Consider the following 13,184-nt stretch of genomic DNA (forward strand, 5'->3'; position numbering starts at 1 on the left):
AATACGCGGGCAAACCCAGGGGCGCCCGCGCTAAAAGAGGATACTGCTGAATCACTACAGTGAAGCTGCCGGCCATCGCGTGCAGCGGCGAAATGGTGGATCCGGATATTACTTGCCCCTGGATAAGCGGGCGGTGTTGCTGCCACCGGCAAGCGTCCGGGGACGCTTGCCAACGTCCTAGAGTCCCGCGCTTACCACCAGCTTTCCACTTGGAAACCGACGGAGCTGCCGTTGGTCTTGCCACCGAACACGCCCGTCGACGACAGCGCCGATTCCGCGGCGGCGGCCGACTGGGCTGCCTTGTTCCATTTGGCGTAGGTGTAGAAGGCGCGCAGTACGGGACGGGACCAGAAGCTGTTGCCGGCCGACAGTTGCGGGGCAATGGTCAGCTTGGTCAGGTTGCGGCTCTCGCCGCCTTCCGGCTTGACGATGTCGTGGCCCAGTTCCACGGCCAGGCTGTAGTTGTCCGTGAAGTGGTACACGGGACGCGCGCCGATCGAGGTCCACTTGCTGCTCACGCCGGCCGATTCCTTGTCTTCATAGACGAAGGTGCCCATGCCCGACCAGGCGCCTTTGGGCTGGATCATGATCTGTTCCGTCAGGCGCACGACCTTGTCGTCCTTGTCGGCGCCCAGGCTGAAGCCGCCCGTGTTGGCGGCGCTGCCCTTGCCGTACTGCAATGCCACCTTGTTGAAGCCGCCCAGCAGATTGCCTTGCGTATGCATGATGGTCAGCAAGTGGCCGCTGGCGATGGGGGCCGCGCCTTGTGCATTGCGTTTCTGGTTGAATTGCAGGCCCAGCGTCAGTTCGCCGTCCGGGTTGACCTTGATGCCGGAGAAACGCAAGTCGTGGGACAGGCCCATGCGCTTGCTGTCGCCGTCATCGGCCGTGCGCACGACGGCGTAGGCCAGCTTGGCGGCGCCCAGGTCGATGTTTTCCAGGCCGGCGCCGGGGCCGCTGTTGTTCCAGAAGTAGTAATCGGTAATGTGCACGTCCTGGCGGTCGTAGTAGCGCTTGCCGACCCAGGCGCGCGCTTCGGCGAAGGCGCCCGTGCCGATCTTGTCGGCGACGACGTTCATTTCGCGCCACGACGGGTCCGATTGCTCCCAGTCCTGGTTCTGGTTGACGGAAAACGCCACCAGGGTGTTGATGCGGAACGTGGTGCCGTTGGCTGCCTTGAAGGCTTCGCCGCCGAATTTCAGCTCGCCGTAGGTTTCGCACTCATTGCCCAGACGATACTTGGACGAGGCGCCGGCCAGGCCGAAACAGGCTTCCTTGCCGCCTTCGCTGCTGGTGCCGAAGCCCGAGCGGATGTAGCCGCCGAAATCGATCGGCAGGGCGGCCTGGGCGGCCGAAGCGCTCAAGGCCAACGCCACGGCGGCAGGCAAAGTTTTCAAGAAATGTTGGTTCATTGCGTCTCCAGTGTTTTTATAGGTGTGGGATCGGTGCGCATAACTTCGCACAGCCAAAGCGCTTTAGTTATGTTTCAAAGCGCTTTGAGTATAGTTCAAAGCGCTTTGATGAGTAAACTGGTTTTATCTTTGAAAACTTTTTAGGTGTTGCGGAGAAACATCAGGGAGGGCGGCGGCACATGGGCGCCGCCGTGTACGGCAGACGGAATGATGGTCGTGAATTATTGCTGTGCCTTGCAGGCGGACAGGGCGGCCGTGTCCGTTGCTGCAACGGCCGGATGGCGCAAGAAGGCCAGGATCAGCAGGCCGACGCCGTCGTGATGCTGGCCAGCACATACAGCAAGTGGCGGAAGGCCGTGCCGTACGCTTGCGCCAGTTCGGCCGCGCCCGCCTGCGGCAACAGGGTGGCCGCATGGCGCAGCTCGCCCAGCGCCAGGAAGGGGCCCGCGTGCGCCGCCTGTTGCGCGCCGATGCCGGGAATGCCGGCGCCGCCCAGCGCCGCGACAGTGAGCGTGCCCAGCAGCGCGCTGACGATGGCCAGCGCCAGGCCTTCGCCCGCCACGCGCGTCGTATTGAAGATGCCGGCCGCCATGCCGGCCCGCTCGACGGGCACGACGCTGATGGCCAGGCCATCCATCAAGCCCCAGGGCAGGCTGATGCCGCAGCCGATCAGCAGCAGCGGACCCAGCAAGCTGACGGACGGCTGGCCCGGCGCGCATGTCGACAGCCACAGCAAGCCGCCCGCCGCCAGCAGCAGGCCGCTGGCGCAGATGTACGCGGAGGCAATGCGCTGCGCCGCCATGCCGGCCAGGACTGGCAGCACCAGCATGGGCGCCGACAGGGCGATCATCATGCGTCCCGCCTCCAGCGCGCTATAGCCTTCGATGCCGATGAAGCGGGCCGGCAACAATACCAGCAGCACGACAAAGGAAAACGCGGGCGCGGCCGCCAGCAATTGCACACCGGCAAAGGCGGGCAGGCGGAACAGGGTCAAGTCCAGCATGGGCCGCGCGGCGCGCCGTTCCACGCGGATGAACGCGGCCAGCAGCAAGGCCGCGCCGCCGAGCAGGCCCAGGCTGGCCGCGCTGCCCCAGCCACTGTCGGGTGCTTGCAGCAAGCCATAGGTAAATAAGGAGAGGGCTGCCGTAAACGTCAGGGCGCCGGGCCAATCGACGCCTTGCGCCTGCGGGTCGCGCGTTTCGCGCATGGCGCGCGCGGCGGCCAGCAGGGCGGCCAGGCCGGCCACGGCCGTGGATGCAAAAATGGCACGCCAGCCCGTGTGCGTGATCAAGGTGCCGGCCAGGAAGGGGCCGAAGGCCAGGCCCACGCCGAAGGCCGTGCCGATCAGGCTGAAGGCCCGCGCGCGGGCGGGGCCGTCGAATTCCTGCACCAGGGCCGCCAGTCCGCTCGACAGGGCCATGGCGCAGCCCAGGCCCTGGACGGCGCGCAGCACGTCGAGCAGGGCAATGGACGGCGCCGCCGCCAGCGCCAGCGCGGCGGCGGAAAACACGCCCATGCCCAGCAAGAACACGCGCTTGCGGCCATAGCGGTCGGCCAGCGCGCCGGCCACCATCAGACAGCCGCCAAAGCTGAGCATGAAGGCATTCGTGATCCACGCCAGCGCCAGCGGGCTGCCGTGCAGTTCGGCGGCGATGGCGGGAATGGCGATGGCCGGGCCCGTAAAACTGAGCGGCATGCACAGGGCCGCCAGGCAGACGGCGGCCAGCACCAGCAGACGCCGTGCAGCCGCTTGGTCCGGGACATGCGCGGGAAGATTCGTATCCATGGGATTGATTCCAGAAAGAGGGGATTCGATGATAATATGGACGTAATCCATGAAAAAGTGGCTGAAAATCCACTCATAACGGACAAATATTCCTTAATTGAGAAGATATGGATAATCTGAACGGCATCGCCGCCTTCGTGCGCGCGGCGGAAACTTCCAGTTATGTGGCGGCCGGGCGGCTGCTCGGCGTGTCGGCCTCGGCCGTGGGCAAGAGCGTGGCGCGGCTGGAAGAAAAGCTGGGCGTGCGCCTGCTCAACCGCAGCACGCGGCGCATCAGCCTGAGCAACGAGGGCGCGCTGTTCTATGAGCGCTGCCAGCGCATCCTGGCCGACCTCGGGGATGCGGAGGCGGAATTGTCGCACCTGGCCGAGGCGCCACGCGGCAAGCTGCGCGTCAGCCTGCCCGTGATCGGCTACCGCATCATCCTGCCCCTGCTGGCGGACTTTACCCGGCAGTACCCGGAGATCGAGCTCGACCTCGACTTCAACGACCGCCTGGTCGACGTGGTGGCCGAAGGCATCGACGTGGCCGTGCGCAGCGGCACCTTGACGGATTCGCGGCTGATGGCGCGCGAGCTGGGGCCGTTTGCCTTTGCCATCGTCGGTTCTCCCGCGTATTTTGCCCGCCACGGCGTGCCGGCCACGCCACGCGCGCTGGAAGAGCACGCCTGCGTGCGCTATAAATTTCCCACCACGGGCAAGTTGCAGGAGTGGGCGCTGCAGCGTGCCGAGGGCGACGGCGGCGAACTGCGCTTGCCGACCGCCTTGACCTGCAACAATATCGAGGCCCTGATCGGCGCCGCCGCGCAGGGCGTGGGCCTGGCCTATTTACCTGACTTTATCGTGCGCGACGCCATCGCGCGTGGCGAACTGCAAGTAGTGCTGGGCGAGTATCTGGCGTACTCGAGCAAGTTCTGGGTGCTGTGGCCATCGAGCCGCCATCTGTCACCGAAAATCCGCGTCTTTGTTGACCATCTGTGTACCCACCTGCATTTTTCAGCCCCACCTCCCGTCCCCTGAACGGCCTGGCAACCGCCGTGGAGGCCGGTTGAGGAATATTCCTACCCTAAAGAGATTTTTCCTAACACTGCCGCATATTTATTTGCTGCGATGCACCACGCTACGCCGCGTGCCGTCAACTTATACCCTTTCTGAATACCTATCATGCGTTAATTAAATTGCCATAAGGAATTTATTTATGTTAATTTAATATCTGTTTCCGCAACATTGCATCAACTTTATGGTTGTGGAGATAAGTGCAAGATGAGGCGCAATAAGCATGTAGTAACCAACAATTAGGGCGTGAGCCCGGTTCCGTTCAGGGAGTGTGCATGAAGACAGTAAGCACGATGCCGCCACAGCCGGCACCAGCCACGACAGCGGCCCGCAAGACGGGCCTGCTGCTTGGTGGCGGTGCACCAAATTCCACCTTGATCGCAGGCGCGCTGGCCGCGTTTCTCGACGAAGGCATCGAATTCGACGTCATCTCGGCCTCCGGCGCCGGTGTGCTGATGGGTTTTGCTTTACACGACGCCGCACGAAGCCACGCCGCGCCAGGCGCTGCAAAGCTGGGCCGATACGGGCGTGGCCGACAGCATCTACAAGATGATTCCGATCAACTACAAGGTATTCCAGAAGCCTGGCATGCACGCGAGCACTTTCCGCGACGCTTTCCAGCCGCCGGCCAACAATCCTTTTTTTCAGGCCTTCCAGCAAACGTTTGCGGGCGTGCCCACGGCCTGGTCGGACTGGGGCAAGCTGATGGTGTCGTCGCTGTCGCCGTCCGACCTGTCGGCGAAAAGCCTGGGCCTCTGCGCGCACTTGCCCTTCCTGGAAAAAGCCGTGGATTTCTCGGGCGTGGCGCGCATGCGTCCCGATTTCTACATCAATGCCTACAACCTCAGCGAGCACCGCATGCAAATCTGGGGCAAGCACGAGATCGAACCGATTCACGTGCGCGCGGCCCTGTCGTTCCCTTTCCTGTATGCGCCCACGACCATTGCCGGCGACGACTACATCGAAGGCGCGGCCCTCGATACGCTCAATTTCGATCCGTTTATCGAAGGTAAGGGCGAACACGCTGACGCCGACACCCTGGTCATCCTCGACATCCTCGGTGACGAGCGCTTGCTGCGCAAGCCGCGCAACCTGTACGACGCCTGGGTGCGCTCCATCATCACGCCGCTGGTAAAGATTTCCAAGAGCGAGCTGCGCCTGTTCGAACTTGAACACAACACGGACAGAAGCACGGGCCAGCCCAAGCGGCGTTTGCTCAAGCTCGACTTGATGGGCGGCATCCCGGAGCAGCATTGGCCCGACACCCTGGACTGGTCCAGCTCGAACATGCAGCTGCTGTTCGACGTGGGCCACAAGGCGGGCCTGGCGTTTTGCCGCGAACATGGCGACTTGCTGCGCCGCACGCCCGACGCTGCCCCGCTGGCGGCCTAAGCTGACCCCGCCTGCAACCGGTCCCGGCCACCCGATCGGCAGCTACTCATCCCGCCTGGCCTTGCCAGGCTGCTTTTTTTTGACTGTGAAACACCATGAATATCACCAAGCAATTAATTCTGACCCTCACCATCGCCTTGTTGGCCTTGCTATTGCTGGGGGCTGGCGGCGCCATCCAGCTGCAGCGCGCCCAGGAGCGCTTTGACACCGTGCAAAACCGCATCATTCCCAGCATCCAGGGCTTGAATGCGGCCAAGGGTTTCCTGGCGGACTCGCGCCTGGCAGGCTACCGCCTGTCCGTGTTCTCCAACCTGGCCGACAAGACGGCGCTGGACAAGGCCGTGGCCGATGCCAACACGAATTTCGACAAGGTCATCGCCACCTACCGCGCCGAGCGCCTGTACGACGCGACGGACAGCAAGATGCTCGACGCCGACCAGGCCGCCATGGAAGCCTACCGCCGCGCGCTCGTGCCGTTCTTCGCCGCCGCCTACGCGGGCGACATGGATGGCGTGCGCGCCACCTTGCTGGCCGGCACGCCGCTGGCCATCACGGCCGCCGCCGCGAAAAAGAGCATGGATGACCATATCGCCTACAACAACAAGCTGGTCGATGACGTGAAGGCCGAAAGCCTGGCCGCCTACGACACGGCGTTCAACACCATGCTGGCCGTGCTGGGCGTGGCCGTGCTGCTGACGGGCGCGCTGGCCTGGCATATCTACCGCACCATCAGCGGCGGCCTGGGCAATATCGAACACACCCTGGAGAGGGTCAGCGCCTCGCTGGACCTGTCCGCCGCCATGCCCGTCGAGCGCATGGATGAAGTGGGCCGCACGGCCACTGCCTTTAATAAATTCCTGGAACGCATCGTCGGCGTGATCGCCACCGTGCGCGCCTCGGCCGATACGGTCAGCGTGGCGGCCGCGCAGATTTCCGCCGGCAACGCGGACTTGTCCGTGCGCACGGAGCAGCAGGCGTCGTCGCTGGAAGAAACGGCCTCCAGCCTGGAAGAGCTGACCTCGGCCGTGCGTCAGAATACGGACAATGCGCGCCAGGCGAATACCCTCGCCGTGTCCGCCTCGGACGTGGCCCGCAAGGGTGGCGCCGTGGTGGCGCAAGTGGTGGGCACGATGGGCTCCATCAATGAGTCTGCGAAGAAGATCGCCGACATTATCGGCGTGATCGACGGCATTGCCTTCCAAACCAACATTTTGGCGCTGAACGCGGCCGTCGAGGCGGCCCGCGCGGGCGAACAGGGCCGCGGCTTCGCCGTCGTGGCTACGGAAGTGCGCAACCTGGCGCAGCGCTCGGCAGCGGCCGCCAAGGAAATCAAGGGCTTGATCGAGGATTCCGTGGATAAAGTCAACACGGGCAGCGCGCTGGTCGACCAGGCGGGCGCGACGATGGAAGAAATCGTCGCCAGCATCCGCCGCGTGACGGACATCATGGGCGACATCGCCAACGCCAGCCACGAGCAAAGCGCCGGCATCGAGCAAGTGAACCAGGCCATTTCGCAAATGGACCAGGTCACCCAGCAAAACGCGGCTCTGGTGGAAGAGGCGGCTGCTGCAGCCGCATCCTCGCTGCAAGACCGCGCCGTCGAACTGGTCGACGTGGTGGCCGTGTTCCGCCTGCGCGGCGATGCCCAGGCAAAACCGTTGAAAGTGGCGGGCGGCTTGCCGGCCCCGGCTTCCGCCTCAGCCAGTCGGCGCCTGGCGCTGCCGGGCCGCAGCGCCCGCGCTTAAACTTTGTGACTGCCCCGGTACGCCGGGGTTTTTTTTTGCGGCGCAACCGTCCGGTGCGCGAGCGTGGACGTGCTGCGCCTGTGGCGAGGGTCGTCAAGTTGCCCGGGCGGGCAGGGCGGAAGGGAAGGTGGGCGGCGCCGTCTGTTTCCGCTGCAGTCAGGGTATCAGCCTGACTTTTGGGCGCGTGAGTCCGCTTACGCCCCGAAGCAGACATAGATCTGACGCATTCGACATATGCCACCGCAGCAGATTAAGCGTCGTGATAAACAACGCCGTATGTGTCGAACATAGCTCCAGCTAGCTCGACCATGCTTAAGCCGCTGCGCTCCAAAAAAAACAGAAAGTACTCCAACTTGTCGTAAGGTGCTTCAGCGTCCATGCCGTGCAGCGCACAAATCGTGGTTCTGATACGCAACACCTCAGGGTCATCCGACATATCGCGTCCTCGGATGGTCTCCCAAAGCCTCACCCGGACAGCTAAGGCCTCGCTATCCGTTGCCGCGCCCTCAAGATATCGTTTAGCAGCCAAAACAGAAGACTGCGCGGTAACGGGTAGACATTCGATCACCCGAGCCAGGGCGTTAACCATAAAGCGTTGAGCATCACCGTGCTCTACCGGATCATCCAGATCAACGGTGGATGAAATAACATCAAAAGGATCACGGTGAGACATGCTGACTTTCTGAGTAAAGCTTAATTGGTCAATTGCCGACTGTCCGCTTCTGGCCGGGTGCAGGCACTAGAAGCTAATTAGCGCGGCTCTGCATCTCGAACTACTGCCCGGATGCACTGGAACAGTGCGCTACTTTTATCTGAACCATGAATGTGTTGGCACTCCTCGACCTTCGGAAGCATACTGATAAGACGCGGCATTCTCACCGCACCCAAAGTCTCGCGAAGACAAATCTCCGAGCGGAAAGAATAGTGCGTGTAGGAGGAGAGTTTTGGATAATCGAACGTGTCCTCGACACTCTCACGCATTGCGCTTACGACGCGGAGTGTGAGGCTTCTTGGGGCCTCAGGTATCAACGAAAGTACCTCGTCTCTACCATGTCCATTTGCACGAAGCGAGCCCGCAACTAAGGCCGATTTTGCTTGGTCAACACACAGAACATTCGACGCCTTTATCATCTCATCGGGGTCTGGGAGCGCCCAACGTTCAACTGCTTGTGCTGGCACAGCGATGGCAGCGAAAACGTAAATCAATGTTTTAATATGTCTCATAACTTGTAAGTTTCGATTTTATTATTTCACTGGCTGCGTCTGCTTTTGGCCGGTTGCCGCTGTTGGCGGGGTCCGCCCCATAGCGGACGGCCACGTCTGTGCAAGCTCATCTGCGGGGCCGCGCCTCGAACTCATCGACCAAACTATACAATTTGCTTAATTGTGTTTCAGAATCGCCAGAACCTTCAAGTTCGTCGATCCGATGCCGCACAAGATAGAATTGGTTCTCCCCCCGGATCTTGCCGGTTGTCAGAATCTCTTCAAGGCGTTTAGCTTCCTTGGCAGCGAAATCTGGATAAAACGTACGCACGGCGCTGCTTAGCGCAGCTACAACTTGGGAACGGTTCTTTAGTTCAACATCCGCAAGGATCAAGGGCAATTCACGTAGGCCTTGCTCAAGGCCGGCAGCAATTCTCGACTTCGATTCGCCTGCAGAAAGAAACTTCTCATACTGTGCCTTTGCCAAATTCCATGAGTCTCGCAGATCGGAAATTCGTCGGTCTGACAGTTCAGGTAATGATGCATAGAACTGCTCGAAGACACTGAACAGTTTGTCGTATTTCGTTCGGGGCTGGTTCGACGCTTCGTTCATCAAGTTCCCTAGGTTAAATCGATTGACCGCTTCTGGCCGGTTGCAGTCGTCGGCAGGTTCAGCCCCAAAACGGACATCTGAACGCAGGCTTGACGATATTGAATTCTACCCAAGGTCGAGATCTTCGTTCGCCACATCAAATGCAAGGAGCATCTCCACGCCCTCCTGATCGTCGCAGTCAATCAATAGCTCGCCGGAATCGAGTATGTCGGTGATTGGAACCGTCATGCCGAATGTGCCGCTCAATCCAATCTGAAGCGACATCCCTGGGGAAGCAGTTCCCGACGATAATGAGCCTCGTACAATTGCTAACCGGCCGTTGCCATAATCTTCGATCGAGGTGCAATGAAAATTTGTTCTCACGAGCAGCCTAATATAAATGATCAGCGGCGCAGCTAAGCTCGGCTGAAGGAAGAGTTAAAAGCGCGACCGCTGCTTTTGGCCGGCTGCCGTCGCCAGCATTTTTCGCCCCACTGCCGATGTTCAGTCCAAACCTGCGGGTGCTCGCGCGGCTAGGTTTTTTCGGGCTTTGCAATGAGAAGCCAGGGGATGGCAAACGGGCCTGTCAGAGCGACTATCATGTCCCTGACCGCAGTTTTTTTCAGAAGGCGTCGTTTGGCAATCAGGTGGCAAGCCACTGCCGAAAGCAGCCAGATCAAAGCGGGGATGTATGCCGTCACTGTGAACTCCGATAGTAGTTGCGTTGAATGCACGCGATGATAGCAGGCTCATCTTGGCGGTGCACCCACGGTGTTAACGTCCAGGCCGTGATGCGTCTTCGAATCATGAAGGCGCACTACATTATAGGCACGGCGAGCACCCTCGGCATCAAGCCAGACGATATCCGCAGTGTGATGCTTTAGCTCTTCAACCCTCCAGTGTGTTGCGTTCATCATTTCTCAACGTCCAAGGTGCTCACGGTCAGCGTTTTTAGGATAGCATCGTGCCCAGGTGTGACATGCTTGCCTGGTTGTGCCTTGTCAAGCGCGCCTGCTCACTGGCTTACCGCTCAAGCCTGGCTCCAAACAAGGCTGTCATTATGGCCCGGCTCTGTCTGCGGCAAGTACAGACAGAATTTAATTATATTGCTATGAATAGGGAGAGTTCCCATTGACGCAAATCGAAGAAAGCATCCACATTGCCGTCACGCCCACGGTCATCGATCAAATCTGGAGCGAAGTCGACCGATGGCACCTGTGGGATCCGGATACAAAGCAAGCCCGGCTCAATGGGCCGTTCGCGGTGGGCACGCATGGTAGGATCGTTCCGAGCAAGGGGATGGGTATTGCGATGCTGGTCACGGAGCGCACGGCCGGCCGCTCGTTCACCGTCGAGGGCTACATCCCCCTGTTCCGCATCCACTTCGAGCACACGGTTACTGCCGTAGACGGCGGATCGGCAGTCGTTCACCGCGTGTGGTTCACTGGAGCGCTTGCCTTTCTGTTCGGGCCAGGCGTTGCCAGGCAAGTCAGGGACGGGCTTCCCAGGACGATGCTTGCGCTGAAGGCCTATGCCGAGAAACGCAACGAAACCCTCCATGATGGCGAGGCGGGCAGGGCGAAGGCGACCACTGCCTGACAGATAGTTTCTCTTGGTCAATTCCTTGCAAAGCACCGCGTCAAATTAACGTGCCCTTCCCGTCATGATGGAATACAATTCCTGCGTGGCAGCCAGCTTGCCTGGCAAGGCCGGGCACGGCGCCTTTGACCTCGGAAAGATGTTGGCTTATGACTCTGCAGTTCCCCCAGCGAACGGCGCCTTGCGCGCCATCCACGCTCCGCCTTTCACGCAAGCCCCTCGTTTCCCTGTTCGTCCTGACGTTTTCATGCCTGCTGCTTACGGCGCCTGTCATGGCCGCTACGCCTGCCAGCAGCAGCGTCATGCTGGAAGAACTGACCAGCACGGAATTGCGCAGCCGCATCGACCACGGCGCCACGACGGTGCTGATTCCCATCGGCGGCGTCGAGCAGAGCGGGCCGTATATCGCGCTGGGCAAGCACAATGTGCGCGCGCCGGGCTGCTGGCGCGGCAGATCGCGCAAAAGCTGGGCAATACCATCGTCGCGCCCGTCGTTTCCTACGTGCCGGAAGGCGCGATTTCGCCACCGGCCGGCCACATGCGCTTCGCTGGCACAATTTCGATACCGCCGGCCGCCTTCGAGGCCGTGCTGGAAGGGGCGGCCGCCAGCCTGCGCCAGCATGGTTTTCGCGACATCATCTTCCTTGGTGATCACGGCGGTTACCAGAAGAACGAGCAGAATGTGGCGAATAAGCTCAATCGTGCCTGGGGCAAAGCTTCCACGGCGAAAGATGCACGTGCGTATGCCTTGCTCGATTACTATGACATTACGCAATCGCAATTTATTGTCGAACTGCAGAAACGTGGCCATAGCGGCGCCGAGATCGGCCTGCACGCGGGCTTGGCGGACGCGGCCCTGATGCTGGCGACGGACCCGTCGCTCGTGCGCAGCGAGGCCATGGCCCACGGACCGAAGCCCGGTGTGGCCGATGGCGTGCGCGGCGACGCCACGCGTGCCACGGCTGAACTGGGCCAGATCGGCATCAGGCTGCAGGTGGACACTTCGGTGGCCGCCATCAGGCAGCTGCTGCAACGTAATAAATAATTTTCCGCTGGAAGTGCTGAACTTCCGGCTTTTGCAATGAAATGACGCGAAAACACATGAAAACATCTCAACGACGCACCATCGTTACCCTGTCCGTCCTGGCGGCCGCACTGGCCGGCCTGGGCGTGGCCAGCCAGGTCACCGGCGCCAGCACAGCGGCCCCTGCCGCTGTAGCCGCGGCGCCGGCGGCTGCTTATTCTCCGCTGCCGGGCATGCCGCCGCTGGTGGACCCGAAAAACGTGTATGGCAGCATCGGCAGCAGCAATATGAGCCCCGTCGTCAAGGATCACTTGCGCCGTGTCTACGTGCCCAATCTGCGCTCGAACGACGTCTACGTGATCGACCAGGACAGCCTGAAAGTGGTCGACAAGTTCAAGGTCGGCAGCGGCCCGCAGCACGTCGTGCCGTCGTGGGACTTGCGCACCCTGTGGGTGGCGAACAATGCCGAGCGCACGGACAAGGGCAGCCTGACGCCGGTCGACCCCTTGACGGGCAAACCGGGCAAGGAAGTGCCCGTCGACGATCCCTACAATATGTACTTCACGCCGGACGGCAAGTCGGCCATCGTCGTGGCCGAAGCGCGCCACCGCCTCGATTTCCGCGATCCGAAGACCATGGCGGTGCAGTATTCGATCGATACGCCCCAGTGCGGCGGCATCAACCATGCGGATTTCTCGAATGACGGCCGCTACGCCATGTTTACCTGCGAGTTCGACGGCACCATTGCCAAGATCGACCTGGTGGGCCGCAAGGTCGACGGCTACCTGAAACTGCAGATGCCGGCCAAGCGCTTCGCCGAGTCCGGCCCCGTGGGCGGCCCGGCGAATGAAATCTGCAGCGTCAAGAAGGGCATGCCGCAAGACATACGCATTTCGCCGGACGGCAAGAAATTCTTTATCGCCGACATGGACGCCGACGGCGTGCACATCGTCGATGGCGCCACGCTGAAGGAAATCGGCTTCATCCAGACGGGCGTGGGCGCGCACGGCCTGTACCCGAGCCGCGACGGTAAAAAGTTGTACGTGGCTAACCGCGGCACGCACCGCATCCACGGCAAGCCGAAGGGCAAGGGCAGCGTCAGCGTGATCGATTTCGCTACGGAAAAAGTGGTGGCGAACTGGCCGATTCCCGGCGGCGGCAGCCCCGACATGGGCAATGTGAGCGCCGACGGCAAGTATCTGTGGCTGTCCGGCCGCTTCGACGACGTGGTGTACCGCATCGATACGAACAGCGGCGACGTGTCGAAAGTGAAAGTCGGGCAGGAACCGCACGGCCTGACCGTGTGGCCGCAGCCGGGCCGCTATTCGCTGGGTCACACGGGCAACCTGCGCTAGGCAGGCGCATGGCGCATCCCT

General features: G+C 61.4%; 13 protein-coding genes. 6 read left to right on the forward strand and 7 right to left on the reverse strand.

Translation table 11 applies throughout. The features are described from left to right. Positions 1 to 191: 191 nt before the first annotated feature. Complete coding sequence (locus tag ACQVLG_RS18895) at positions 192 to 1,412, reverse strand: maltoporin (protein ID WP_230540911.1); 1,221 nt, start codon at positions 1,410 to 1,412, stop codon at positions 192 to 194. Between the two features lie 298 nt (positions 1,413 to 1,710). Beyond that, positions 1,711 to 3,198 carry an MFS transporter gene (locus tag ACQVLG_RS18900; RefSeq protein ID WP_474290608.1) on the reverse strand — a complete coding sequence of 496 codons (1,488 nt, stop codon included), beginning with the start codon at positions 3,196 to 3,198 and terminating at the stop codon, positions 1,711 to 1,713. Positions 3,199 to 3,305: 107 nt separating this feature from the next. Between ACQVLG_RS18900 and ACQVLG_RS18905 the strand changes: the two genes are divergently transcribed. Beyond that, a complete protein-coding gene (locus ACQVLG_RS18905) occupies positions 3,306 to 4,217 on the forward strand; it encodes a LysR family transcriptional regulator (RefSeq protein ID WP_474290609.1) in 912 nt (303 codons plus the stop codon). A 298-nt stretch (positions 4,218 to 4,515) separates the two neighbouring features. Here the strand turns inward: ACQVLG_RS18905 and ACQVLG_RS18910 are convergent, their stop codons facing one another. Beyond that, positions 4,516 to 4,683: a hypothetical protein gene (locus ACQVLG_RS18910; RefSeq protein ID WP_474290610.1), complete on the reverse strand. Its 168-nt coding sequence runs from the start codon at positions 4,681 to 4,683 to the stop codon at positions 4,516 to 4,518. 32 nt (positions 4,684 to 4,715) lie between these two features. Between ACQVLG_RS18910 and ACQVLG_RS18915 the strand changes: the two genes are divergently transcribed. Next, positions 4,716 to 5,645, forward strand: a complete 930-nt coding sequence (locus ACQVLG_RS18915) for a patatin-like phospholipase family protein (RefSeq protein WP_474290611.1) — start codon at positions 4,716 to 4,718, stop codon at positions 5,643 to 5,645. Positions 5,646 to 5,740: 95 nt separating this feature from the next. Next, positions 5,741 to 7,390, forward strand: a complete 1,650-nt coding sequence (locus ACQVLG_RS18920; protein ID WP_474290612.1) for a methyl-accepting chemotaxis protein — start codon at positions 5,741 to 5,743, stop codon at positions 7,388 to 7,390. A 250-nt stretch (positions 7,391 to 7,640) separates the two neighbouring features. Here ACQVLG_RS18920 and ACQVLG_RS18925 read toward each other — a convergent pair whose 3' ends face one another. The 4 genes from ACQVLG_RS18925 to ACQVLG_RS18940 all read right to left on the reverse strand — a co-directional run bounded on the left by ACQVLG_RS18925 (position 7,641) and on the right by ACQVLG_RS18940 (position 9,886). Beyond that, positions 7,641 to 8,063, reverse strand: a complete 423-nt coding sequence (locus ACQVLG_RS18925; protein WP_474290613.1) for a hypothetical protein — start codon at positions 8,061 to 8,063, stop codon at positions 7,641 to 7,643. Positions 8,064 to 8,720: 657 nt separating this feature from the next. Continuing rightward, positions 8,721 to 9,206 (reverse strand): hypothetical protein, encoded by a 486-nt coding sequence (locus tag ACQVLG_RS18930; protein WP_474290614.1) that lies wholly within the window; start codon positions 9,204 to 9,206, stop codon positions 8,721 to 8,723. 105 nt (positions 9,207 to 9,311) lie between these two features. Further along, entirely contained in the window at positions 9,312 to 9,452 is a 141-nt protein-coding gene (locus tag ACQVLG_RS18935) for a hypothetical protein (protein ID WP_171984982.1), read from the reverse strand. A 266-nt stretch (positions 9,453 to 9,718) separates the two neighbouring features. Further along, complete coding sequence (locus ACQVLG_RS18940; RefSeq protein ID WP_474290615.1) at positions 9,719 to 9,886, reverse strand: hypothetical protein; 168 nt, start codon at positions 9,884 to 9,886, stop codon at positions 9,719 to 9,721. Between the two features lie 430 nt (positions 9,887 to 10,316). Between ACQVLG_RS18940 and ACQVLG_RS18945 the strand changes: the two genes are divergently transcribed. From ACQVLG_RS18945 to ACQVLG_RS18955, 3 genes are all read left to right on the forward strand, one after another. Then, positions 10,317 to 10,784 carry an SRPBCC family protein gene (locus tag ACQVLG_RS18945; RefSeq protein ID WP_474290616.1) on the forward strand — a complete coding sequence of 156 codons (468 nt, stop codon included), beginning with the start codon at positions 10,317 to 10,319 and terminating at the stop codon, positions 10,782 to 10,784. Between the two features lie 247 nt (positions 10,785 to 11,031). Continuing rightward, positions 11,032 to 11,829: a creatininase family protein gene (locus tag ACQVLG_RS18950; RefSeq protein ID WP_474290617.1), complete on the forward strand. Its 798-nt coding sequence runs from the start codon at positions 11,032 to 11,034 to the stop codon at positions 11,827 to 11,829. Positions 11,830 to 11,885: 56 nt separating this feature from the next. Then, positions 11,886 to 13,163: a YncE family protein gene (locus ACQVLG_RS18955; protein WP_230540902.1), complete on the forward strand. Its 1,278-nt coding sequence runs from the start codon at positions 11,886 to 11,888 to the stop codon at positions 13,161 to 13,163. Positions 13,164 to 13,184: the final 21 nt, after the last annotated feature.

This window comes from Janthinobacterium sp. TPC_1 (assembly GCF_056037845.1).

Coding starts and splice junctions, on each gene's coding strand:
- ACQVLG_RS18950 (WP_474290617.1), top strand. CDS start 11,032: ATGCCTGCTGCTTACGGCGCCTGTCATGGCCGCTACGCCTGCCAGCAG.
- ACQVLG_RS18895 (WP_230540911.1), bottom strand. CDS start 1,412: ATGAACCAACATTTCTTGAAAACTTTGCCTGCCGCCGTGGCGTTGGCC.
- ACQVLG_RS18920 (WP_474290612.1), top strand. CDS start 5,741: ATGAATATCACCAAGCAATTAATTCTGACCCTCACCATCGCCTTGTTG.
- ACQVLG_RS18905 (WP_474290609.1), top strand. CDS start 3,306: ATGGATAATCTGAACGGCATCGCCGCCTTCGTGCGCGCGGCGGAAACT.
- ACQVLG_RS18930 (WP_474290614.1), bottom strand. CDS start 9,206: ATGAACGAAGCGTCGAACCAGCCCCGAACGAAATACGACAAACTGTTC.
- ACQVLG_RS18910 (WP_474290610.1), bottom strand. CDS start 4,683: ATGACGTCGAATTCGATGCCTTCGTCGAGAAACGCGGCCAGCGCGCCT.
- ACQVLG_RS18925 (WP_474290613.1), bottom strand. CDS start 8,063: ATGTCTCACCGTGATCCTTTTGATGTTATTTCATCCACCGTTGATCTG.
- ACQVLG_RS18900 (WP_474290608.1), bottom strand. CDS start 3,198: ATGGATACGAATCTTCCCGCGCATGTCCCGGACCAAGCGGCTGCACGG.
- ACQVLG_RS18955 (WP_230540902.1), top strand. CDS start 11,886: ATGAAAACATCTCAACGACGCACCATCGTTACCCTGTCCGTCCTGGCG.